Source organism: Pseudomonas sp. C2B4 (assembly GCF_013359695.1).
Classification (GTDB): domain Bacteria; phylum Pseudomonadota; class Gammaproteobacteria; order Pseudomonadales; family Pseudomonadaceae; genus Aquipseudomonas.
This window is the reverse complement of sequence record NZ_JABFMU010000069.1, coordinates 1-23918: the sequence shown is the minus strand read 5'-3', so window position 1 is coordinate 23918 and position 23918 is coordinate 1. Positions and strand designations below refer to the sequence as shown.

Below are 23918 nucleotides of genomic sequence, written 5' to 3'. Positions count from 1 at the left end.
ATACAACGGGGCGGCATTATACATGCCATTTCCTACTCTAAAGAGCGCATTTTCCCAAGGTTGTGACCGCGTATGACAGGCGAAATGAACATCCTCCCGCTACCGCAGGCCACCCCGGCGACCACGCGTCCGCTGGCGGTCAGCGGCGAGTTGCTCAAGTTGCTGACGCCCATTGAAGGTCTGATCACCGCCGGGCAGACCGCCAAGGCTGAAGTGCTGTCGCTCAAGCAGGCGGACCAGACTTTTCAACTGTTGCTCAAGGTCACCCTGGAAAGCGGACGCCAGACCACGGTCCAGGCCACCAGCAGCCAGCCATTGGCTCAGGGCACCAATATCGCGGTCACCCAGCCTTCGGCGGGCAATCTGGCCATCACCGTGCAGCAGGCCATCGCCACCAGCGTCGCCACCCTCACCCGTATCGACACCGCGCAACTGCCGGTCGGCACCCTGCTGCAGGGCAAAGTGCTGACGTCCCAGGTGTTGCCTCAAGTGCCGGGGCAACCGACGGTGTTTCGCTCGATGGTCAGCCTGCTCAATACCGCCCTGAGCGGCAGCACCTTGAGCATCGACAGCCCGCAGCCGTTGCGCATCGGCACCTTGCTCAGCGCCCAGGTGCAGGACACCCAGACCCTGAAGTTCGTGCCCTTGAGCAGCCGCCAGGAGCAATTGGCCGTGACCCAGCAACTGGTCAGCCAAACCAGCCGCCAGGGTTCGCTGGATGGCCTGCTCAAGCTGCTGCAAAACCTGCCGCCCTCGAATCAGACCTCCAGCGACCTGCGGGTGGCCGTGGACAAGCTGCTCGCCGGCCTGCCCGACGTTCAGCAGCTGAGCACCCCCAAAGGCCTCGCACTGGCCCTGGCCAGCAGCGGCGCGTTCCTCGAGTCGAAACTGCTGACCGGACAAAATCCAACACTTGCCCCCGACATGAAAGCCGACCTGCTCAAGGTGATTGCGCAACTGACGCCGGGGTTGCCCGCCAGCACCAACCTCAGCGCGATCATCGCCGCCAACACCCTGGCCCAGGCCCTGCCGAGCTTTGTGCGTAACGCCCTCGGTATGCTTGGGCAAGTCAGCGCCAAACCGTCGCCGACCGGCTTCCCGCTGCCCGAGCGCCTGATGCAGAACGCCGAAGGCGAAGACGATCTCGAACACCTGCTACGTCTGGCCGCTGCAGCGGTTTCACGCCTGCAAAGCCACCAACTGTCGAGCCTGGAGCAAACGGGCGTGACCAGTGACGGTCGCCTCATGAGCACCTGGCAACTGGAAGTGCCGATGCGCAACCTGCAGGACATTGTGCCCCTGCAGATCAAGTTCCAGCGCGAAGAGGTGCCCGAGAAAGAGCAACAGCACGAACGCCGTGACGAGCGCGAGCCAAAGCAGCAACTGTGGCGCGTCGAACTGGCGTTCGACATGGAACCGCTGGGGCCGATGCAGATTCAGGCGCAACTGATCAAGGGCAGCCTGTCCAGCCAGTTGTGGGCCGAACGGCCGTACACCGCCAGCCTGATCGAAAGCAACCTGGCCGCACTGCGCCAGCGCCTGCTGGCATCGGGCCTGAACGTCGGTGATCTCGATTGCCATCAGGGCAAACCGCCCCAAGGCCCACAAACCTGTCTTGAACAACGCTGGGTCGACGAAAACGCATGAGCACCTCCAACGCCCCCCGCCAGGCCATCGCCCTCAAGTACGACGGCACCCACGCCCCTACCCTCACCGCCAAGGGCGATGAAGAACTGGCCGAAGAAATCCTCAGGATCGCCCGCGACTATGAAGTGCCGATCTACGAAAACGCCGAGCTGGTAAGGCTGCTGGCGCGCATGGAGCTGGGGGACAGTATTCCGGAGGAGTTGTATCGCACGATTGCCGAGATCATTGCGTTCGCGTGGAATCTGAAGGGCAAGTTTCCGGCGGGGCAGGATCCGGATGCGCCGATGCTGGAGAAGGATGTGACGGATCGCGGAGATGATTACTGAGTCGTCGAGGACGCCATCGCGAGCAAGCTTTGCTCCAACAGGATTGAGGCATTCGCGGATATTCTGAACGCCATCAATCCGCAGGAGCAAAACTTGCTCACGATGAGGCCGGTATATTCAACATCAACGGCGCCTGTCACACCGCCTTCGCGAGCAGGCTCGCTCCCACAGGGGATTGGCGGTGTTCACACGTATTGTGTCCACCCCGATCCATTGTGGGAGCGAGCCTGCTCGCGAAAGCGATCTCAGCCAAGTCGCAAAGATCAGCTCTTGTGCAGCTTGCTCATCAACTCCGCCTCAGCCTGGGTCAAGCCGCAGGACTGGGTCAGTTCGTCGACGCTGGCGCCCATCCCCACCAGTCGCGCCGCCTGGGCGAACGACAGGCTTGTGGGGTCGCGCTGTTCCACGCGGGTGAGCCGGTCCGGCAACGGCGCGACGATTGCGCGCAGTTCGTGCAGGTCTTCACCCATGCGCACGTTGCCGTTCTGATAGTCGTCCACGCTTTTGGCCAGGTCCTTGATGCGCTGATCACGCAGCGCATCCCCCTGGGCCTGTTGCGCGGCGATCTTCCGTTGATCGCGAATGTACGCCAGAAACATCGCCAGCGTGCCTGCCCAGAACAGGAACAGGACAATGACCGCAACCTCGAGAATCAATCAGATACTCTCCAGTTCCGACCATTCTTCTTCGCTCATCATCTTGTCCAGCTCGACAAGGATCAGCAGTTCGTTGTTCTTGTTGCACACGCCTTGAATGAACTTGGCGGACTCTTCGTTACCGACGTTCGGTGCAGTCTCGATTTCCGACTGACGCAGGTAAACCACTTCAGCCACGCTGTCGACCATGATCCCGACAACCTGCTTGTCGGCTTCGATGATGACGATACGGGTGTTGTCGCTGATCTCGGCATTCATCAGGCCGAAGCGCTGACGGGTGTCGATCACGGTGACCACGTTACCGCGCAGGTTGATGATGCCCAGTACGTAGCTCGGGGCACCCGGCACCGGAGCGATTTCGGTGTAGCGCAGGACTTCCTGAACGCGCATCACGTTGATGCCGTAGGTTTCGTTGTCCAGCTTGAAGGTTACCCATTGCAGGATCGGATCTTCGGACCCTTTTGCCGCCGTCGCCTTATCATTCATACCCTGACCCCTCGAAAAACCGCCGTGGCGGTGTGTGTTCTGTGCTGCGGCATTTGAATGCCGTCGCCTGTTTGTCGTGCAGATTTCATTTCAGCTTTTGGACCGGCTTGCTGCCGCCCATGTGCTTTGCCCCGCCACTGGCGATCAACTCGGCCAGTTCGGACACGTCAAGCAACGCACACATGTGTTCAATCACCGTGCCCGCCAGCCATGGCCGTTGACCACGGTGGCTGCGCCATTTGATTTCGTTCGGGTCCAGGCGCAACGAGCGGCTGACTTGATGCACCGCCAGCCCCCACTCGTAGCCCTGGACCGAAATAACGTATTGCAGGCCCTGGCGGAAATCATCGCGATAACGGTCGGGCATGACCCAACGCGCGGTGTCCAGGACCTTCAGGTTGCCGGCCTGACTCGGCAGGATGCCGAGGAACCACTCGGGCTGGCCGAACAGCGGCGTCAACTCGTGGCCGGCCAGGGAGTAAATCGAGCCCAGGCACACCAGCGGCACCGCCAGGGTCAACCCGGCGACATCGAACAACAGGCATTCGAACGGCTCGGCCGCCCATGCCGGACGACCGTCGGTTTCCACCGGGGGCGGCGTGTTGGCCGGGGGCAGATGCACTTCGACCACGGGCGGTACCAGCGCTTGATGCACTTCGACGATGGGCGCCTCCGGTACTGGCGGCTCCTCGACGGGCGGTGGCACCAACGCTTGCAGCAGCGGAGCGATGGTCGATACCGCCGCCAAAACGGGGGCCGGTGCCTCGACCACGGCGACCGGAGCCTTCGCTACCGGCGTAACCACCGGGGCGGGAGCGACCACGGCTTTGCGCGCATCGCGGGCCTGCTCTTCGAGCACTGCCGCCTGAAATTCATCCAGCGCAGCTTCAACTTCCACCACCGGGGGAAGCGCCTCGATTTCCGGCGCGAATTCCTCGGTGACTTCTTGCAGCAGATTATCCAGATAGGACTGCAACGCCAGTTGCGGGCGCGAAGTGGTCTTCAACGGCCGGTTCATGAGCGCTCACCCGTAGGAGCGAGCTTGCTCGCGATGAACCTGAGAGCGCCACGGGGTGTCAGGTTTCCCGCGTCATCGTTGACGACCATCGCGAGCAAGCTCGCTCCTACAAGGATCGGGTTCATCTCAGGCCACCTGCGGAACACGTTGTGCCGCCAGCAAATGCTTGAGCAACGCACGGTAAGCAAGAACACCACGACTCTTGCCGTCGAACTGCGAAGGCGTCACACCCGCGCGACTGGCATCGCGCAGGCGAGTGTCCACGGGAATGTAGCCTTGCCAGATTTCTTCCGGAAACTTGTCGCGCAATACCCGCAGCGTGCCAAGGGACGCTTGCGTGCGGCGGTCGAACAGCGTTGGCACGATGGTGAACGGCAGTGCCTGTTTGCGGGAACGGTTGATCATCGCCAGGGTGTTGATCATGCGTTCCAGGCCTTTGACCGCCAGGTGCTCGGTCTGCACCGGAATCACCAGTTGCTGGCTGGCCGCCAAGGCATTGACCATCAGCACACCGAGCAACGGCGGGCTGTCGATGACCGCGTAATCGAAGTCCTGCCACAACTGCGCCAGGCTCTTGGCGATCACCAGGCCCAGGCCGCTCTGGCCCGGCGACTGACGCTCGAGGGTCGCCAGGGCGGTGCTCGACGGCAACAGGGAAATGCGTTCGTCGCTGGTGGACAGCAGCAATTGCCCGGGCAAGCCCTGCGGCACGCTGCCCTTGTGCAGGAACAGGTCGTAGTTGCTGTGTTCCAGGCTGTCGGGATCGTAGCCAAAATAACTGGTCATCGAGCCATGGGGGTCGAGGTCAACCACGACCACGCGCTTGCCCGCCTCGGCCAGCAAACCGGCTAAAGCGATAGAGGAAGTGGTTTTACCGACACCACCCTTTTGATTGGCGACTGCCCAGACTCTCATTAGGTTTGGTTCCTCCCGGCCGGGTCGACCGGGAAATAGCTCAACGTGTTAATGCCGGTGACGGAGAATTGACGGCGCTCTCTCGTACCGGCGACTTGACCGGGGTTGGTGCAGTTTGTGTGCCAGCCCGCTTCAAGGCGGCATCGGGTGTGGTATGAGCGGTTCCGGTGCCGGTCAGGCTGCGGCGCACGTCAAGATTGCGTGACACCACCAGCACCACGCGTCGGTTGCGCGCCCGGCCCTCGGCCGTGGCGTTGTTGGCCACGGGCTGGAATTCACCGTAACCCACAGAGGCCAGTCGACCGGGGTTCACCCCCTGCATCGCCAGCATGCGCACGATGCTCGCCGAACGGGCCGACGACAGTTCCCAGTTGGTCGGGTACTGCGCGGTGCGAATGGGTTGATCGTCGGTAAAACCTTCGACGTGAATCGGGTTATCGAACGGCTTCAGAATCGCCGCGACCTTGTCGATGATGTTGAAAGCGATGTCGCTGGGCATGGCATCGCCACTGCCGAACAACAGGCTGGAATTGAGTTCGATCTCGACCCACAGCTCGTTGCCGCGCACGGTCATCTGGTTGGAGCTGATCAGGTCGCCGAACGCCGCGCTGATGTCGTCGGCGATGCTTTTCAGCGGATCGCTGGCCCCGGCGATACCGGCGTCAACCTGGTCGGCATCCTTGACCAGCGGCTTGGCCGGCGTCACGGTCTTCGGCCGCTCGTCACCGATGGGAATCGGCTTGAGGGCGCGGTCGGTGTCGGTGAAAACCCCGATCAAGGCCTCGGAAATGATCTTGTACTTGCCTTCGTTGACCGAAGAGATCGAGTACATCACCACGAAAAACGCGAACAGCAAGGTGATGAAGTCCGCGTAGGACACCAGCCAGCGTTCGTGGTTGACGTGTTCATCATGCTGGCGACGACGGGCCATAGTCCGTTACTCCCCTCAATCCATGAAGCCCTGAAGCTTCAACTCAATGGAGCGAGGGTTTTCACCTTCGGCGATCGACAGGATGCCTTCGAGCAACATTTCGCGGTAACGCGACTGGCGCATGGCAACGGATTTGAGTTTCGCGGCAATCGGCAGCAGCACCAGGTTGGCACTGGCCACACCGTAGATGGTGGCGACGAAGGCCACGGCAATGCCGTTACCCAGTTGCGACGGATCACCGAGGTTGCCCATGACATGAATCAGGCCCATGACCGCGCCGATGATGCCGATGGTCGGCGCGTAACCGCCCATGCTCTCAAAGACTTTGGCCGCTTCGATGTCGCGGCTTTCCTGGGTGTAGAAATCCACTTCCAGAATGCTGCGGATCGCCTCGGGTTCGGCGCCGTCGACCAGCAATTGCAGGCCTTTGCGCGAATAGCTGTCGGGTTCGGTATCTGCCACCCCTTCCAGCCCGAGCAGGCCTTCCTTGCGGGCGGTCAGGCTCCAGTTCACGACGCGGTCGATACCACCGGCCAGGTCGACGCGCGGAGGAAACAGAATCCACGCCAGAATCTGCATGGCACGCTTGAAGGCGCTCATCGGCGATTGCAGCAATGCCGCGCCGAAGGTCCCGCCGAGCACGATCAGCGCTGCCGGGCCGTTGGCCAGCGCGCCGAGGTGGCCGCCTTCGAGGTAGTTGCCGCCGATGATGGCGACGAACGCCATAATGATGCCGATAAGGCTCAGAACATCCATCAGATGCACGCCTCGACCAGGTGCTTGCCGATATCGTCCAGGCCGTACACCGCGTCGGCGAGTTCGGCTTTGACGATGGCCATCGGCATGCCGTAGATCACGCAGCTGGCTTCATCCTGGGCCCAGATCGAGCTGCCGCCCTGTTTGAGCAGGCGCGCGCCTTCGCGACCGTCGGCGCCCATGCCCGTCAGCACGACCGCCAGAACTTTGTCACCGTAGGACTTGGCCGCCGAACCGAAGGTGATGTCCACGCACGGCTTGTAGTTCAAGCGCTCATCGCCCGGCAGGATTTTCACCGCGCCACGGCCGTCGATCATCATTTGTTTGCCACCCGGTGCCAGCAGCGCCAGGCCCGGACGCAGGATGTCGCCATCCTCAGCCTCCTTCACGCTGATACGGCAGAGCTTGTCCAGACGTTCGGCGAAGGCCTTGGTGAAGGCTGCCGGCATGTGCTGGATCAGCACGATCGGCGCCGGGAAATTGGCCGGCAGTTGAGTCAGTACCCGCTGCAGGGCAACCGGACCGCCGGTGGACGTGCCGATGGCAACCAGTTTGTAGGCTTTGCGTTTCGGTGCGGGCGACGAGGGAGCAGCCGCATGGGCACGCGCAGGCATCGGCGCCGGAGCCGGAGCCGGACGCGCAGGCGCGCTGCTGCCGTAGCTGCCGAGACTGGAAGGTGCTGGAGCGGGAGCCGCTACCGGCGCCGGAGCGCTGTAGGCGCTGACACGGCGGTTACTGCGCGAGATGCTGAGAATCTTCTCGCACAGCAGTTGCTTGACCTTCTCGGGGTTGCGCGAGATGTCTTCGAAATTCTTTGGCAGGAAGTCCACCGCACCGGCGTCCAGCGCATCGAGGGTCACCCGGGCGCCTTCGTGGGTCAGCGAGGAAAACATCAAGACCGGGGTCGGGCAGCGCTGCATGATGTGCCGCACCGCCGTGATGCCGTCCATCATCGGCATCTCGTAGTCCATGGTGATCACGTCCGGCTTGAGGGCCAGCGCCTGATCGATCGCCTCTTTACCGTTGGTCGCCGTACCGACGACCTGGATATTCGAATCCGCTGAAAGAATTTCCGAGACGCGGCGGCGGAAAAACCCCGAATCGTCCACCACCAGGACTTTGACTGCCATAAACACTCCGTTAGACGCAGCGGGGCCTCAATCGCCTCCGCTGCGCCGAATTCAAATACGCCGCGTGGCGTAACGCTTGAGCATGCTCGGAACATCGAGAATCAGCGCAATGCGACCGTCACCGGTGATGGTGGCGCCCGACATGCCCGGGGTTCCCTGGAGCATTTTGCCCAATGGCTTGATGACCACTTCTTCCTGGCCCACCAATTGATCGACGACGAAGCCGATCCGCTGGGTACCCACCGAAAGGATCACCACATGGCCTTCGCGCTGCTCTTCATGAGCGGCGGAGCTGACCAGCCAGCGCTTGAGGTAGAACAACGGCAGCGCCTTGTCCCGCACGATCACCACTTCCTGGCCGTCCACCACGTTGGTGGTCGACAGGTCGAGGTGGAAAATCTCGTTGACGTTCACCAGCGGGAACGCGAACGCCTGGTTGCCGAGCATGACCATCAGCGTCGGCATGATCGCCAGGGTCAACGGCACCTTGATGACGATCTTCGAACCCTGGCCCTTGGCCGAGTAGATGTTGATCGAGCCATTGAGCTGGGAAATCTTGGTTTTCACCACGTCCATGCCCACGCCACGACCCGACACATCGGAGATCTCGGTCTTGGTCGAGAAGCCCGGGGCGAAAATCAGGTTGTAGCACTCGGTATCGCTCAGGCGATCGGCCGCGTCCTTGTCCATCACACCGCGTTTCACCGCGATGGAACGCAGGACGTTCGGGTCCATGCCTTTGCCGTCATCGGAAATCGACAGCAGGATGTGGTCGCCTTCCTGTTCAGCGGCCAGGATCACCTTGCCGCCACGGGCCTTGCCCGAGGCTTCGCGTTCTTCCGGCGACTCGATGCCGTGGTCGACCGCGTTGCGCACCAAGTGGACCAACGGGTCGGCCAGGGCCTCGACGAGGTTCTTGTCGAGGTCGGTTTCTTCGCCGACCAGCTCCAGGTTGATCTCTTTCTTGAGCTGGCGGGCCAGGTCGCGAACCAGGCGCGGGAAGCGCCCGAATACTTTCTTGATCGGTTGCATCCGGGTCTTCATGACCGCGGTCTGCAGGTCGGCCGTCACCACGTCGAGGTTCGACACGGCCTTGGACATGGCTTCGTCGCCGCTGTTGAGGCCCAGGCGAACCAGACGGTTACGCACCAGCACCAACTCGCCGACCATGTTCATGATTTCGTCCAGGCGCGCGGTATCGACCCGCACGGTGGTCTCGGCTTCGCTGGCGGGTTTTTCCGCTGGCGGCGATGCCGGAGCACGGGCTGGAGCCGGTGCGGCAGCCGCCGCCGGAGCTTCGGCTTTCGGCTCGGGCGCCTTGGCCACCGGCTTAGGTGCCGCTGCCTTGGCCACTGGTGTTGCTACCGGAGCGCTGGCACCGGTAGCGGTTCCAGCGGTAGCGCCGACTTCAGTGAACTTGCCTTTGCCGTGCAGCTCGTCGAGCAGCGATTCGAATTCGTGATCGGTGATCAGGTCGCTACCGGCCGCTGCTGCGGCAGGTGCAGCCGGGGTCGGTACCGAAGCGATGGCCGACTCCAGCGCTTCCACCGCAAAGTTGCCCTTGCCGTGCAGCTGGTCGAGCAGCGCTTCGAATTCGTCGTCGGTGATGTCGGAGCTGTCGCCCGCCTCTTTCGGCGCTGACGGCGCAGCAGGAGCGGGGGCGACGGCATCAACGGCGAACTGGCCTTTGCCGTGCAATTGGTCGAGCAACGACTCGAACTCGGCATCGGTGATTTCGTCGCTGGCCGCTTCATCGCCGGCCGGTGCTGGAGCAGTCGCCGGCGCCTCGGCCTGAGCCTTGACGGCGTTCAGCGAGTCCAGCAGTTGTTCGAATTCATTGTCGGTGATGTCACCCGATTCGCTTTCAGCAACGGGCTCTTCAACCACCTCGACCACGGGTGCCGGTGCGGCCTCGTCAGCCGTTTGCGGCTCGGCCAGGCGGGCCAGGGCTGCAAGCAATTCAGGTGTGGCAGCCGTGATCGGGCTGCGCTCGCGGACTTCGCTGAACATGCTGTTCACCGCGTCCAGTGCTTCGAGAACCACGTCCATCAATTCCGAGTCGACGCGACGTTCGCCCTTGCGCAGGATGTCGAACACGTTCTCGGCGATGTGACAGCACTCCACCAGCTCATTGAGCTGGAGGAAGCCGGCGCCCCCTTTTACAGTGTGAAAACCGCGAAAAATTGCATTGAGCAAGTCCGCATCATCCGGTCGGCTTTCCAGCTCGACCAGTTGCTCGGACAGTTGCTCTAGAATCTCGCCGGCCTCAACCAGGAAATCCTGAAGGATCTCTTCATCGGCGCCGAAGCTCATTAATGGTGTGCTCCTACAGGTCTAAAACCCAAAAAACCTAAAATTCCAAACCCTAAAAACCCAGGCTGGATAACAAATCGTCCACATCGTCCTGACCGGACACAACGTCTTCTCTTTTATCGGCATGAATCTGCGGACCTTCACCCTGAGAGAGATGTTTTTGTGGATCTTTTTCGGCAAGCATCGCTTCACGGTCATGTTCGATGCCCGCGAAGCGGTCCACCTGACTGGCCATGAGTACGAGCTTGAGCAGGTTGCTTTCAACTTCGGTGACCAGTTGGGTCACGCGCTTGATCACCTGACCGGTGAGGTCCTGGTAATCCTGGGCCAGCAGGATGTCGTTGAGGTTGCCCGACACCGTGCGGCCGTCCTCGCTGCTGCGTGCCAGGAAACCGTCGACTCGCCGGGCCAGCTCGCGGAACTCTTCAGCCCCGACTTCGCGACGCATGAACCGTCCCCAGTCCGTGCTCAAGGCCTGGGCTTCATCGCTCAGGCGGTTGACCAGCGGCGTGGCGTTTTCCACCAGGTCCATCGTGCGGTTGGCGGCGGCCTCGGTCAGTTTGACAACATACCCCAGACGCTCGGTGGCATCGGTGATCTGTGACACTTCTTCGGCTTGTGGCATGTGCGGGTCAATCTGGAAATTGACGATCGCGCTATGCAGCTCGCGAGTGAGCTTGCCCACTTCCTGATACAGGCCGCGGTCACGGGTCTGATTGAGCTCATGGATCAATTGCACAGCATCGCCAAACCTGCCTTTTTCAAGGCTCGCGACCAGTTCGACGGCGTGTTTTTTCAGGGTTGATTCAAAATCGCCCAGTGAGTGTTCGTTATTGCCCATAGCTCCCCCGTGGCGAATTCATCAACCGATGCGTTCAAAAATCTTTTCGATTTTTTCTTTCAACGCCTGGGCCGTGAAGGGTTTGACCACATAACCGTTTACACCGGCCTGGGCGGCTTCGATGATCTGCTCGCGCTTGGCTTCAGCGGTCACCATCAACACCGGCAGGTGCTTGAGCTTTTCATCGGCACGCACGTGGCGCAGCAGATCGATACCGGTCATGCCAGGCATGTTCCAGTCCGTCACCAGAAAGTCGATGCTCCCGCTGTTGAGGACCGGAATGGCGGTAGTGCCATCGTCAGCCTCGACCGTGTTGGTGAACCCAAGGTCACGCAACAGGTTTTTTATGATCCGCCGCATCGTTGAGAAGTCATCAACGATGAGGATTTTCATGTTCTTGTCCAATTCGACCTCCAAGCAGACTAAAACGCGCCCAGCACCTGGACGCGCCATTTCAATCAATCTGGCAAAGCACTCGATGACTGTCTGGAGTACAGCGGATCGAGACCGGCGCGGTTCATCACCCCACCAGCCACGTCGCAGTGCCCCCACACTGCCTTCAGCGCGCTCGCCACTCTCCCAAACGCCCCCGCAAACGGGCCGCGCACTGGCTGTGTAACTGGCTGACCCGAGATTCGCTGACCCCCAGGACCTCACCGATTTCCTTGAGATTCAACTCTTCGTCGTAGTACAGCGCCAACACCAGTCGCTCGCGCTCCGGCAAATTGGCAATCGCGTCCGCCAGCGCCGCCTGGAAGCGTTCATCCTCCAGATCGCGTGACGGTTCGAGATGAGCACTGGCGCCATCCTCGTGCAGCCCTTCGTGTTCGCCGTCCTGCAACAGATCGTCGAAACTGAATAACCGGCTGCCCAGGGTGTCGTTCAAAATCCCGTAGTAATCGTCGAGACTCAATTGGAGTTCGGCCGCAACTTCGTGATCTTTAGCGTCACGGCCGGTTTTAGCTTCAATCGAGCGAATGGCGTCGCTGACCATTCGGGTATTGCGGTGGACCGAACGTGGCGCCCAGTCCCCCTTGCGTACTTCATCGAGCATGGCGCCGCGGATGCGGATGCCGGCATACGTCTCGAAACTCGCGCCCTTGCTGGCGTCGTATTTGGTCGACACTTCCAGCAGGCCAATCATCCCGGCCTGGATCAGGTCTTCGACCTGGACACTGGCCGGCAAACGCGCCAGCAGGTGATAGGCAATGCGTTTGACCAGTGGCGCGTAACGCTCGATCAGCTCGTACTGCGCGTCACGCGCCGACTTCTTGTAGAGGTTGTAACCGCTGGCTGTCATAGCACGGGTCCTGCCGTTTGTTGCACAAGGCGCTCGACGAAAAACTCCAGGTGCCCGCGCGGGTTGGCGGGCAGCGGCCAGGTATCGACCTTCTGTGCGATCGCCTTGAACGCCAGCGAGCACTTGGAACGGGGGAAGGCCTCGTAGACGGCACGCTGCTTCTGCACGGCCTTGCGCACGCTTTCGTCGTACGGCACGGCACCAACGTATTGCAGGGCGACGTCAAGGAAGCGGTCAGTGACCTTGGTCAGCTTGGCGAACAGGTTGCGACCTTCCTGCGGGCTCTGCGCCATGTTGGCCAGGACGCGGAAACGATTCATGCCGTAATCGCGGTTAAGCAGTTTGATCAACGCGTAGGCGTCAGTGATCGAGGTCGGCTCATCGCAGACCACCAGCAACACTTCCTGCGCCGCGCGCACGAAACTGACTACCGAGTCACCAATACCCGCAGCGGTGTCGATCACCAGTACGTCGAGGTTGTCGCCGATGTCACTGAATGCCTGGATCAGGCCGGCATGTTGCGCCGGGCTCAGATGAACCATGCTCTGGGTGCCGGACGCGGCCGGAACGATGCGGATGCCGCCAGGCCCCTGCAACAGGACGTCGCGCAGCTCGCAGCGGCCTTCGATCACGTCGGCCAGGGTACGTTTGGGTGTCAGGCCCAGCAAAACGTCGACGTTCGCCAGCCCCAGGTCGGCGTCCAGCAACATGACGCGCCGGCCAAGCTCAGCCAAGGCCAGGGACAAGTTCACTGACACGTTAGTTTTCCCGACGCCACCTTTGCCGCCGGTCACCGCGATCACCTGTACGGGATGCATGCTGCCCATGTTATTTCATTACCTTGTCTTGCATAGACGGAGGCCACATTACTGGCTGCGCGTTCACAACCGGAACAATGCATGGCAGACCATCGATGTAGGTACAAAAACTATTCATTTTCACCTCAGCCAACCTGCTTGGTCGGGCTGTGGTAGATGTCAGCGAACATGTCAGCCATGGCTTCTTCGCTGGGCTCTTCCTGCATTTGCACGCTGACGGCGCGGCTGACCAGTTGATGGCGACGCGGCAGATGCAAATCATCCGGAATCCGCGGGCCGTCGGTCAGGTACGCCACCGGCAACTCATGGCTGATGGCCAGGCTCAACACCTCGCCCAGGCTTGCCGTCTCATCCAGTTTAGTCAGGATGCAGCCAGCGAGGCCGCAACGCTTGTAACTGTGATAAGCGGCGGTTAGAACCTGTTTCTGGCTGGTGGTTGCCAGGACCAGGTAATTTTTTGACTTGATGCCACGCCCAGCCAGGCTCTCAAGCTGCATGCGCAGCGCCGGATCGCTGGCCTGCAGGCCGGCGGTATCGATCAGCACGACGCGCTTGCGCAGCAGTGGATCCAGCGCCTGCACCAGCGATTGCCCCGGATCGACGTGGGTCACCGACACGTTGAGAATCCGACCGAGGGTCTTGAGTTGCTCCTGGGCACCAATACGGTAGCTGTCCATGCTCACCAGCGCGATGTTTTGCGCGCCGTACTTGAGCACGTAGCGGGCTGCCAGCTTGGCCAGGGTGGTGGTCTTGCCCATGCCGGCAGGGCCGACCATGGCAATCACACCGCCCTCTTCCAGCGGTTCGACTTCCGGTGTGGCGATCATCCGCGCCAGGTGCGCCAGCAACATGCGCCAGGCCTGACGGGGTTCTTCGATATCGGTAATCATCGCCAGCAAGTCCCGCGACAACGGGCCGGACAGGCCGATACGTTGCAGGCGACGCCAGAGATTGGCCTGGTCTGGACGGCTGCCTTGCAGCTGATTCCAGGCCAGGGAGCCTAGCTGCACTTCCAGCAATTCGCGCAGGCCGTTGAGTTCGAAACGCATCGAGTCGAACACACGCTGGTCGACCGCCGGTGCAGCGGCAGGTGCCGGCGCAGGGCGACGAGGCTCGGTGTAGGTCGGCTCGATCAATGGCTCGGCAGCGGTCAGCGGCAGGCCGGCGAACAACTGGCGATTGGTGGCATTGTCGCTCTCGCCCTCGCTGCGCAGGCTCAATTCGGCCTGGGCGGTGACGATCCGCGACTGCGTCTTGCGCAGTTCGTCTTCGAGTTCCATGTTCGGAACGCGCGGCGCCAGCGCCGACAACTTGTAATCCAGGGCAGCCGTCAGCTCGACACCGCCAGCGATCCGGCGGTTGCCAATGATGGCGGCATCGGCGCCCAGCTCATCACGAACCAGTTTCATGGCCTGACGCATATCGGCGGCGAAAAAACGCTTAACTTGCATAACCCACTACCTCAGCCGTTGGGCCCTACTGTCGCAACGATGGTCACTTGCTTGTTGTCAGGGATTTCCTGGTAAGCCAACACGTGCAAACCCGGTACTGCCAGTCGGCCAAACCGCGAGAGCATCGCGCGAACCGGACCGGCCACCAGCAGAATCACCGGTTGACCTTGCATCTCCTGACGCTGCGCCGCATCGATCAACGAACGTTGCAGCTTCTCGGCCATGCTTGGCTCCAACAGAACACCCTCTTCCGAGCCTTGTCCTGCCTTCTGCAGACTATTGAGCAATATTTGTTCCAACCTTGGCTCCAGCGTGATAACTGGCAGCTCCGAGTCAGTCCCTACAATGCTTTGGACGATTGCGCGGGATACGCCGACGCGCACCGCGGCCACCAATGCGGCGGTATCTTGACTCTTGGAAGCATTGTTCGCGATGGCTTCGGCGATGCTGCGAATGTCGCGCACCGGTACCTGCTCGGCCAGCAGTGCCTGCAGAACCTTGAGCAATTGCGACAGCGACAGCACGCCCGGCACCAACTCCTCGGCCAGTTTCGGCGAGTTTTTCGCCAGCAGTTGCATGAGTTGCTGCACTTCCTCGTGGCCGATCAGCTCACTGGAGTGTTTGTACAGAATCTGGTTCAAGTGGGTCGCAACCACGGTACTGGCATCGACCACGGTGTAGCCGAGCGATTGCGCCTGGGCACGCTGGCTGATTTCGATCCACACCGCCTCCAGCCCGAAAGCCGGATCTTTGGCGGTAATGCCGTTAAGCGTGCCGTAGACCTGGCCGGGGTTGATCGCCAGTTCGCGGTCCGGGTAAATCTCCGCTTCGGCCAGGATCACACCCATAAGGGTCAGGCGATAGGCACTCGGCGCCAGGTCGAGGTTGTCGCGGATGTGTACGGTCGGCATCAGGAAGCCCAGGTCCTGGGACAGCTTCTTGCGCACGCCCTTGATCCGCGCCAGCAGTTGACCGCCCTGGTTGCGGTCCACCAGCGGAATCAGGCGGTAGCCCACTTCCAGGCCGATCATGTCGATCGGGGTCACGTCATCCCAGCCCAGTTCCTTGGTTTCCTGGGCGCGGGCCGGCGACGGCAGCAATTCCTGTTGACGCTTGACCTCTTGCAGCGCCTGGACCTTGACCATGTTCTGCTTGCGCCAGAACAGATACGCACCACCGGCCGCCAGGGCCGCCATGCTCAGGAAGGACACGTGCGGCATGCCGGGCACCAGGCCCATCACTGCCATCAAACCGGCGGCCACCGCCAGCGCCTTGGGCGAGGCGAACATCTGGCGATTGATCTGCTTGCCCATGTCTTCCGAACCGGACGCACGGGTCACCATGATCGCCGCGGCGGTGGACAACAGCAGTGATGGCAATTGCGCCACCAAACCGTCACCAATGGTCAACAGCGCGTACACCTTGCCGGCATCGGCGAAGGTCATGTTGTGCTGGAAGATACCGACCGCCATGCCGCCGATCAGGTTAATGAACAGAATCAGCAGGCCGGCGATGGCGTCACCGCGCACAAATTTACTGGCACCGTCCATGGAACCGTAGAACTCGGCTTCCTGGGCGACTTCGGAACGGCGGGCCTTGGCCTGGGCCTGATCGATCAGACCGGCGTTGAGGTCGGCGTCGATGGCCATTTGTTTGCCGGGCATCGCGTCGAGGGTAAACCGCGCGCTCACCTCGGAAATCCGCCCGGCGCCCTTGGTCACCACGACGAAGTTGATGATCATCAGGATCGCGAACACCACGATACCGACCACGTAGTTGCCGCCGATCACCACCTCGCCGAAGGCCTGGATCACCTTACCGGCGGCGGCGTGACCGTCCTGGCCGTGGAGCATGACCACCCGGGTCGAGGCCACGTTCAGCGCCAGCCGCAGCAGCGTCGCCACCAGCAGGATGGTCGGGAACACCGCGAAATCCAGCGGCCGCAAGGCGTAGACGCAGACCAGCAGCACGACGATCGACAGGGCGATGTTGAAGGTGAAAAACACGTCCAACAGGAACGGCGGGACCGGCAACATCATCATCGCCAACATGACCAGCAGCAACAGCGGCACACCCAGATTGCCTCGACTGAGGTCTGCCATGTGCGTGCGTGTACTGTTGAGTAACTGAGAGCGATCCACCGGTAATCCCCGTGCCTTTAAAGCAAACTTTTGACGCCTGAAACGGGCGCACGGGGGTTACTGCAAGAAGCTTTCCAACTTTTGTGGAGGGTTGAAATAGAAGGGATTGCAAGAGGTTTGGCGTTGCTTGGACGGGCCTCTTCGCGAGCAGGCTCGCTCCCACAAGGATCGAGGCTAACCGCGAATCCTTGATTCCACACAAATTCACTGTGGGAGCGAGCCTGCTCGCGAAGAGGCCGGAACTGCCTATTCAGTAGTCCAAGCAAATCCCTGTGTGGCGAGGGACCTTGCTCCCGTTGGGCCGCACAGCGCCCCCAAAACCCGTGACCGCGGCCATTCAGACAAACCGCACCTACCGAATAACGACTGCTGCGCAGCCGGACGGGAGCAAGCTCCCTCGCCACAGGTACTTGGTGATTCAAGGGGTTGCGGAGCAACCGAACCTATCAGTTCTGTTAGTAGCCATCTCATGCAATATCGCCGATGCTGAACGCCAGCACGTCGAACGTTCGGAGCATTCGCTCATGCAACCGCCACGCGGAACCCTACTCTGCCAATATCGCTATGACGCCCTGGACCGACTGATCGCCAATACACTGCCGAACAGGCCAGAGCATCAGTGCTTCTACTGCAAAAGCCGGTTGACCACTGAGATACAAGGCGCGACGCGCTACTCCATTGTCCAGCATGGCGACCAGTTGCTGGCGCAACAGCAGATTGAAAACGGTGTATACGCAACCTCGCTTCTGGGCACGGATCAACAGCGCTCGGTACTGCAGACAGTCAACAAAAACCATCCACCACAGCGTGTCAGTTACTCACCGTATGGCTTCCACCCGTATTTGAATGCATTACTCAACTTGCTCGGATTCAACGGCGAACGACCGGATCCGGTAACCGGAAATTATTTGCTTGGCAATGGTTATCGGGTTTTTAATCAGGCGCTGATGCAGTTCTCCAGCCCGGATAGTTTGAGCCCATTTAAAGAGGGAGGATTGAATTCATATACTTATTGCTTGGGAGACCCGATCAATCGAAGCGATCAAACAGGGCATTTCTCTGCCTCCATAATGAGCAGAATCTTGGCCTGGAAAAGTAGGGCAAAATACGCAACCCGCACTAAACTCAGAAACTCCGGCAAACTGACAAGCCAATGGAAACCGACACAGTTTCCATCACTACAAGAAAAATCCGTCGACGTTATTGCTCGGAATCCTTCAATCACCCGGTTACTGGAAGCTCCTAACATAATCAAACAGCAAATAATCCAACGAACAGGAATTTTAAATAAAGCGAATGCTATAAAGTTCAAACCTCACACTATGCAATCTCGCACCCTCGAAAAACTAGCCAACACCGGAAAACTTAGTACGACCCCCGAAGCTAATATCGGCCTAATGGAAACAGCTCAAACTCGCTACGAGCTGGCAAATGAATTTAAGTTAAAATCACGACCGGATGAAGAAATAAGGACCATCCTTTCTAGAATCAGAGAAAGAAACTAGTAAACCGAGATTTATTAGACGCTTCCAGCAACCAAATATCGACAGAAAACACCTGCAAAGGTACCCACAAATCTAGGAATCGCGCCGCAAATCCGGCGGAATCGGCAAATCATCCTTCAGCGGATCCGGCCGTTTGCCCTTGCCCGCCTTGTACTGGCGAATCTGGTAGACATACGCCAGCACTTGAGCAACGGCGAGATACAACCCACCCGGAATCTCCTGCTCCAGCTCTGTGGAGTAGTAAATCGACCGCGCCAGCGCCGGCGATTCCAGCAACAGGATCTCGTTGGCCGCCGCAATTTCACGAATCTTCAACGCAAGGAAATCACTGCCCTTTGCGATCAGCATCGGCGCGCCGCTCTTGTCCGGGTCGTATTTGAGCGCCACGGCGTAGTGGGTCGGGTTGGTGATGACCACGTCAGCTTCGGGGATCGCCGCCATCATCCGCCGCTGGGACATTTCGCGCTGCAACTGGCGAATCCGTTGCTTGACCTCTGGCCGCCCTTCCTGGTCCTTGTGCTCGTCTTTGATTTCCTGCTTGGTCATTTTCAGTTTCTTGATGCTTTCCCAAAGCTGAATCGGTACGTCCACGGCGGCGATGATGATCAAGCCGCAGGCCATCCACAGGGTACTCCAGCCGACCACTTGCAGGCTGTGGGTAATCGCCCGGTCCAGAGGTTCGTGGGCGATGCGCAGCAGGTCGTCGATGTCTCCCGCCAACACCACCAGGGCCACGAACAGGACGATGAAAAACTTGGCCAGGGCCTTGAGCAGCTCGGCCACGGCCTTGGTCGAGAACATGCGCTTGAGGCCTGCACCGGGGTTCATGCGGCTGAATTTCGGGGCCATGGTGCCGGCGGAGAACAACCAGCCACCGAGGGAGATCGGGCCAATCAGCGCAGCCAGCAGCAAGGTGATCATCACCGGCTGGATCGCCAGCAAAGCAATCTGCCCCGAGTGCAGCAGGTAGGTGCCCATCGAACGCTGGTCGAGCACCACTTCCCGCGACAGGGAAAAATTCAGGCGCATCAGCTCCATCAGGTCCTGGGCCAGCGCGCCCCCGAAGATCAGCAGCGCCCCGGCACCGGCGAGCATGATTGCGAGGGTGTTGAGTTCCTTGGAACGGGCAATCTCACCCTTCTCACGGGCGTCCTTTTTCTTTTTCTCCGTGGGGTCTTCTGTTTTGTCTTCGTTATCACTCTCGGACATGACTCAGCGCGCCTTTGCCAGTTCGCGTAAAAACTGCAAGGCCTCGGAGGCCAGCGGTTGATACTGATTGAGAATGTCCGCCAACCCGACCCAGACGATGAACAGTCCGAGCACCAGGGTCAGCGGGAAGCCGATGGAGAAAATGTTCAGTTGCGGCGCCGCCCGGGTCATCACGCCGAACGCGATGTTGACCACCAACAGCGCCGTGATTGCCGGCAGCACCAGCATCAGCGCAGCGCCGAGCACCCAGCCAAGCTTGCCGGCCAGCTCCCAGAAATGATTGACCATCAAGGCGTTGCCCACCGGCAACGTGGTGAAGCTTTCGGTGAGCACTTCGAACACCACCAGATGACCGTTCATCGCCAGGAACATCAACGTCACCAGCATGGTGAAGAACTGGCCGATCACCGCCACCGATACGCCGTTGGTGGGGTCGACCATCGAGGCGAAGCCCATGCCCATCTGAATAGCAATGATCTGCCCCGCCACCACGAACGCCTGGAAGAACAGCTGCAGGGAGAAACCCAGGACCGCGCCGACCAGGATCTGTTCGCCAATCAGCATCCACCCGCTAAGGTCCAGGGCATTGACCGGAGGCATGGGCGGCAGGTTGGGTGCGAGAACGACGGTGATCGCCAGGGCGAAGTAAAGACGAATGCGCTTGGGCACCAGCGAGGTACCGAACACGGGCATGACCATCAGCAAGGCGCCGATGCGAAACAGCGGCAACATGAAGGTTGCCACCCATGTGCTGATCTGGGTATCCGTCAGCTGGAGCAACGACGACATGGCTTAGCCAATGACCTGCGGAATGCTGTGGTACAGCTGCAGGATGTACTCCATGAACGTCTGCACCAGCCACGGGCCGGCCACGATCAGCGTCACCAGCATCACCAGCAGGCGCGGCAGAAAGCTCAGGGTCTGTTCGTTGATCTGGGTGGCCGCCTGGAACATCGCCACGATCAGGCCGACCAGCAGACTGGGAATCACCAGCACCGCGACCATCAGGGTCGTCAGCCACAGGGCTTCGCGGAAAATGTCGACGGCTACTTCAGGGGTCATGGCGATACACCGCCGAAACTGCTGGCCAGAGTGCCGATAATAAGCGCCCAGCCATCGACCAGCACGAACAGCATGATTTTGAACGGCAGGGAAATGATCAACGGCGACAACATCATCATACCCATGGCCATCAGCACGCTGGCCACGACCAGGTCGATGATCAGGAACGGAATGAAGATCATGAAACCGATCTGGAACGCGGTTTTAAGCTCGGATGTCACGAAAGCAGGCACCAGGATAGTCAGCGGCGCCTGATCCGGCGAGGCAATGTCGGTGCGCTTGGACAGGCGCATGAACAGCTCCAGATCACTGGTGCGGGTCTGGGCGAGCATGAAGTCCTTGATCGGCACCTGGGCCTTGGCCACCGCGTCCTGCGCGGTCATCTTTTCCGCCAGGTACGGCTGCAAGGCGTCCTGGTTCACCCGGTCGAACACCGGCGCCATGATGAACAGGGTCAGGAACAGCGCCATGCCCGTGAGAATCTGGTTCGATGGCGTCTGCTGCAGGCCCAGGGCCTGGCGCAGGATCGAGAAGACGATGATGATCCGGGTGAAACTGGTCATCAGCATGACGAACGCCGGGATGAAACTCAGCGCGGTCATGATCAGCAGGATTTGCAGGCTGACCGAATATTCCTGGGCGCCCTGTGCGTTGGTGCCCAGGGTGATCGCCGGGATCGACAACGGATCGGCGGCGAACGCCAGCGGCGCGGCCAGCAACAGGGCCAGCGTCAAGACGATGCGTAACGCACCCATTACTTCTTATCCTTCTGATCCTTGCCCAGTATCTTCAACAGATGCTGGGCAAACTCCGGAGTCGCTTTCTCGGCGGTGGTCGGTACTTCAACCGGCTCTTTGAGCACGTGCAGCGCGGTGATGGTGCCAGGACTTAGACCGAGCAGGATCTGCTCGTTGCCGACCTGCACCAGCATCAGGCGGTCGCGTGGGCCGAGGGCGCGGGAACCGATCAGTTCGATCACCTGCCCCTTGCCGGCGGGACCGGCCTGCTGCACCCGGCGCAACAGCCAGGCGAGGAAGAAGATCAACCCCAGCACTAGCAGCAAACCCAGCACAAGCTGGGTCAATTGCCCGGCCACTCCACTGCTGGCAACGGGTGCGGCAGCGGCAGTAGCGGCGGTCGCAGCAGGCTCGGCCGCCAGCACACTGAACGGCAGCGCCAACAGGCCCCAAAGAAGCTTTTTCACTCAGCGCAGCTTCTTGATGCGTTCGCTTGGGCTGATCACGTCGGTCAGGCGGATGCCGAACTTCTCGTTGACCACCACCACTTCGCCATGGGCGATGAGCGTGCCGTTGACCAGCACGTCCAACGGCTCACCGGCCAGGCGATCGAGCTCGATCACCGAGCCCTGATTGAGCTGCAGCAAGTTGCGGATGTTGATGTCGGTGCTGCCCACTTCCATGGAAATCGACACCGGGATATCGAGGATCACATCCAGGTTCGGCCCTTCCAGGCTGACCGGGTCGTTGTTTCTCGGCAGACTGCCGAACTCTTCCATCGGCAGGCGATTGGAGTTCGACACGCCCGCGTCGGCGGCCAGCAGCGCATCAATGTCCGCCTGTCCGCCATCGCCGGATTCTTCCAGGGCCGCAGCCCACTCATCAGCCAGCGCCTGGTCGTCCTGGTTATTCATATCGTCAGCCATCAATTTGTCCTCGGCGAGCAACTGCTCGATCAGAAGCAGTCATTTCAAATAGGGTTGGAGCGCCGGTCAGCGGCGCTCAATCGGTTCGATCACCTGCAACGCGAGGTTGCCTTTGTGCGAACCCATCTTGACCTTGAAGGCCGGCACGCCGTTGGCGCGCATGATCATGTCTTCCGGCATTTCCACCGGGATAATGTCCCCCGGCTGCATGTGCAGGATGTCGCGCAGTTTCAACTGGCGACGGGCGACCGTGGCGCCGATCGGCACGTCGACATCCAGCACGTCCTGGCGCAAGGCGTTGACCCAGCGCTCGTCCTGGTCGTCGAGGTCCGACTGGAAGCCGGCGTCGAGCATTTCGCGCACCGGTTCGATCATCGAATACGGCATGGTCACGTGCAGGTCGCCGCCACCGCCATCGAGTTCGATGTGGAAGGTCGACACCACAATGGCTTCGCTCGGACCGACGATGTTGGCCATGGCCGGGTTCACTTCCGAGTTGATGTACTCGAAGTTCACTTCCATGATCGCCTGCCAGGCTTCCTTCAAGTCGATGAAGGCCTGCTCCAGCACCATGCGCACCACACGCAATTCGGTCGGGGTGAATTCACGCCCTTCGATCTTCGCGTGACGGCCATCGCCGCCAAAGAAGTTGTCCACCAGCTTGAACACCAGTTTGGCGTCGAGAATGAACAGCGCGGTGCCGCGCAGCGGCTTGATCTTGACCAGGTTGAGACTGGTCGGCACGTACAGCGAGTGCACGTATTCGCCGAACTTCATCACCTGCACACCGCCGACCGCCACGTCCGCCGAGCGACGCAGCATGTTGAACATGCTGATGCGCGTGTAGCGGGCGAAACGCTCGTTGATCATTTCCAGGGTCGGCATGCGTCCGCGGACGATGCGATCCTGGCTGGTCAGGTCGTAGCTTTTGACGCTGCCGGGTTCGGCAACGTTATCGGTCTGTACCAGGCCATCGTCCACGCCATGCAACAGCGCGTCGATCTCGTCCTGGGACAGGAGGTCCTGCACGGCCATGTCGTGTTCCTACTGCAGTACGAAATTAGTGAAAAGCAGCTGCTCGACAACCACTTTGCCGAGTTCTTTCTGCGCGACTTCCTGGACGCTGGCCGTGGCTTTCTGACGCAACATTTCCTGGCCGACCGGCGATGCGAGCGTGGCGAAGTCCTGTCCGGAAAACAGCATGACCAGGTTATTGCGGATCACCGGCATGTGGACCTTGAGCGCATCCAGATCGCCCTGGTTGCGCGCGAGCATGGTGATGCTCACCTGCATGTAGCGCTGACGGCCGTTCTGGTTGTAGTTGGCGACAAATGCCGGCGCCATCGATTCGAAGACCGCTGGCTGCTTGCCCACCGGGGCGACTTCAGCCGCGGCGACAGGCTTGCTCTGGGCGCTGTGCATGAAGTACCAGGTCGCCCCCACGGACAAACCGATCGCCAGCAGCAAGGCCAGCACGATCACGATAATCAGTTTGAGTTTGCCTTTGGTCGCGGGGTCTTTTACTGCTGCGTCGCTCTTCGCCATGCCAATAATCCGTCACTATTCGGGTTTTCACAGTCGCACGGATAGGCAAGAGCAAGTGTTATGCCAGAAGTGTCGGGAGGGGGATGGGTGGCTCGGCAGCGATTCGAAGACCACCGCAAGACCACTGTGGGAGCGAGCCTGCTCGCGAAAGCGTTCTGTCAGTCACTGAAATCGTGACTGAACTGACGCCTACGCGAGCAGGCTC

Annotated in this window: 25 protein-coding genes; 3 read left to right on the top strand and 22 right to left on the bottom strand. The window is 60.5% G+C overall.

Annotation, left to right across the window (positions count from 1 at the left end; genetic code table 11):
* The first annotated feature begins 72 nt into the window (after positions 1-72).
* On the top strand, positions 73-1647 hold the full coding sequence (locus tag HNQ83_RS27470) for a flagellar hook-length control protein FliK (protein ID WP_175391988.1): 1575 nt from the start codon (positions 73-75) through the stop codon (positions 1645-1647).
* A complete protein-coding gene (locus HNQ83_RS27465; RefSeq protein WP_175391987.1) occupies positions 1644-1973 on the top strand; it encodes an EscU/YscU/HrcU family type III secretion system export apparatus switch protein in 330 nt (109 codons plus the stop codon). The genes HNQ83_RS27470 and HNQ83_RS27465 overlap by 4 nt, the downstream gene beginning before the upstream one ends.
* 263 nt (positions 1974-2236) lie before the next feature.
* On the opposite strand, the gene HNQ83_RS27460 is transcribed toward HNQ83_RS27465, so the two are convergent.
* From HNQ83_RS27460 to flhA, 14 genes are all read right to left on the bottom strand, one after another.
* A complete protein-coding gene (locus tag HNQ83_RS27460) occupies positions 2237-2629 on the bottom strand; it encodes a DUF2802 domain-containing protein (protein WP_175391986.1) in 393 nt (130 codons plus the stop codon).
* Positions 2630-3115: a chemotaxis protein CheW gene (locus HNQ83_RS27455; protein WP_007980742.1), complete on the bottom strand. Its 486-nt coding sequence runs from the start codon at positions 3113-3115 to the stop codon at positions 2630-2632.
* A gap of 85 nt (positions 3116-3200) precedes the next feature.
* The gene (locus HNQ83_RS27450) at positions 3201-4133 is read right to left on the bottom strand and encodes a CheW domain-containing protein (RefSeq protein ID WP_175391985.1); all 933 of its coding nucleotides are present in this window, start codon (positions 4131-4133) and stop codon (positions 3201-3203) included.
* 126 nt (positions 4134-4259) lie between these two features.
* Positions 4260-5048, bottom strand: a complete 789-nt coding sequence (locus HNQ83_RS27445; RefSeq protein ID WP_175391984.1) for a ParA family protein — start codon at positions 5046-5048, stop codon at positions 4260-4262.
* Positions 5049-5088: 40 nt separating this feature from the next.
* Positions 5089-5979, bottom strand: coding sequence for a flagellar motor protein MotD (gene motD, locus HNQ83_RS27440; protein ID WP_175391983.1), 891 nt, complete (start codon positions 5977-5979; stop codon positions 5089-5091).
* A gap of 15 nt (positions 5980-5994) precedes the next feature.
* Positions 5995-6735 (bottom strand): flagellar motor protein, encoded by a 741-nt coding sequence (locus tag HNQ83_RS27435; RefSeq protein WP_175391982.1) that lies wholly within the window; start codon positions 6733-6735, stop codon positions 5995-5997.
* Positions 6735-7865, bottom strand: coding sequence for a chemotaxis response regulator protein-glutamate methylesterase (locus tag HNQ83_RS27430; protein ID WP_175391981.1), 1131 nt, complete (start codon positions 7863-7865; stop codon positions 6735-6737). Before HNQ83_RS27430 ends, HNQ83_RS27435 begins: the two co-directional genes overlap by 1 nt.
* Before the next feature lie 51 nt (positions 7866-7916).
* Positions 7917-10178, bottom strand: coding sequence for a chemotaxis protein CheA (locus HNQ83_RS27425; RefSeq protein WP_175391980.1), 2262 nt, complete (start codon positions 10176-10178; stop codon positions 7917-7919).
* 52 nt (positions 10179-10230) lie between these two features.
* A complete protein-coding gene (locus tag HNQ83_RS27420) occupies positions 10231-11019 on the bottom strand; it encodes a protein phosphatase CheZ (RefSeq protein ID WP_175391979.1) in 789 nt (262 codons plus the stop codon).
* Positions 11020-11040: 21 nt separating this feature from the next.
* Positions 11041-11412, bottom strand: a complete 372-nt coding sequence (locus HNQ83_RS27415) for a chemotaxis response regulator CheY (RefSeq protein WP_003183998.1) — start codon at positions 11410-11412, stop codon at positions 11041-11043.
* A 166-nt stretch (positions 11413-11578) separates the two neighbouring features.
* Positions 11579-12319, bottom strand: a complete 741-nt coding sequence (gene fliA / locus HNQ83_RS27410; protein WP_007894214.1) for an RNA polymerase sigma factor FliA — start codon at positions 12317-12319, stop codon at positions 11579-11581.
* Complete coding sequence (fleN, locus tag HNQ83_RS27405) at positions 12316-13146, bottom strand: flagellar synthesis regulator FleN (protein WP_008001746.1); 831 nt, start codon at positions 13144-13146, stop codon at positions 12316-12318. The genes fliA and fleN overlap by 4 nt, the downstream gene beginning before the upstream one ends.
* Positions 13147-13262: 116 nt before the next feature.
* Positions 13263-14588 carry a flagellar biosynthesis protein FlhF gene (flhF, locus tag HNQ83_RS27400; protein WP_175391978.1) on the bottom strand — a complete coding sequence of 442 codons (1326 nt, stop codon included), beginning with the start codon at positions 14586-14588 and terminating at the stop codon, positions 13263-13265.
* Between the two features lie 11 nt (positions 14589-14599).
* The gene (gene flhA / locus HNQ83_RS27395; RefSeq protein WP_178132119.1) at positions 14600-16690 is read right to left on the bottom strand and encodes a flagellar biosynthesis protein FlhA; all 2091 of its coding nucleotides are present in this window, start codon (positions 16688-16690) and stop codon (positions 14600-14602) included.
* Between the two features lie 563 nt (positions 16691-17253).
* On the opposite strand from flhA, the gene HNQ83_RS27390 reads away from it, so the two are divergent.
* Positions 17254-18234: an RHS repeat-associated core domain-containing protein gene (locus HNQ83_RS27390; protein ID WP_175391976.1), complete on the top strand. Its 981-nt coding sequence runs from the start codon at positions 17254-17256 to the stop codon at positions 18232-18234.
* A gap of 72 nt (positions 18235-18306) precedes the next feature.
* On the opposite strand, the gene flhB is transcribed toward HNQ83_RS27390, so the two are convergent.
* From flhB to fliL, 8 genes are all read right to left on the bottom strand, one after another.
* The gene (gene flhB, locus HNQ83_RS27385; RefSeq protein ID WP_175391975.1) at positions 18307-19443 is read right to left on the bottom strand and encodes a flagellar biosynthesis protein FlhB; all 1137 of its coding nucleotides are present in this window, start codon (positions 19441-19443) and stop codon (positions 18307-18309) included.
* A gap of 3 nt (positions 19444-19446) precedes the next feature.
* Positions 19447-20232 carry a flagellar biosynthetic protein FliR gene (gene fliR / locus HNQ83_RS27380; protein ID WP_175391974.1) on the bottom strand — a complete coding sequence of 262 codons (786 nt, stop codon included), beginning with the start codon at positions 20230-20232 and terminating at the stop codon, positions 19447-19449.
* Positions 20233-20235: 3 nt separating this feature from the next.
* On the bottom strand, positions 20236-20505 hold the full coding sequence (fliQ, locus tag HNQ83_RS27375) for a flagellar biosynthesis protein FliQ (protein WP_110964383.1): 270 nt from the start codon (positions 20503-20505) through the stop codon (positions 20236-20238).
* Positions 20502-21260 (bottom strand): flagellar type III secretion system pore protein FliP, encoded by a 759-nt coding sequence (gene fliP / locus HNQ83_RS27370; RefSeq protein ID WP_096509572.1) that lies wholly within the window; start codon positions 21258-21260, stop codon positions 20502-20504. The genes fliQ and fliP overlap by 4 nt, the downstream gene beginning before the upstream one ends.
* Complete coding sequence (gene fliO / locus HNQ83_RS27365; protein WP_175391973.1) at positions 21260-21709, bottom strand: flagellar biosynthetic protein FliO; 450 nt, start codon at positions 21707-21709, stop codon at positions 21260-21262. Before fliO ends, fliP begins: the two co-directional genes overlap by 1 nt.
* A complete protein-coding gene (gene fliN, locus HNQ83_RS27360) occupies positions 21710-22168 on the bottom strand; it encodes a flagellar motor switch protein FliN (RefSeq protein ID WP_175391972.1) in 459 nt (152 codons plus the stop codon).
* Between the two features lie 66 nt (positions 22169-22234).
* Positions 22235-23203, bottom strand: a complete 969-nt coding sequence (fliM, locus tag HNQ83_RS27355; RefSeq protein WP_175391971.1) for a flagellar motor switch protein FliM — start codon at positions 23201-23203, stop codon at positions 22235-22237.
* Between the two features lie 9 nt (positions 23204-23212).
* Complete coding sequence (gene fliL / locus HNQ83_RS27350; RefSeq protein WP_175391970.1) at positions 23213-23713, bottom strand: flagellar basal body-associated protein FliL; 501 nt, start codon at positions 23711-23713, stop codon at positions 23213-23215.
* Positions 23714-23918 lie beyond the last annotated feature (205 nt).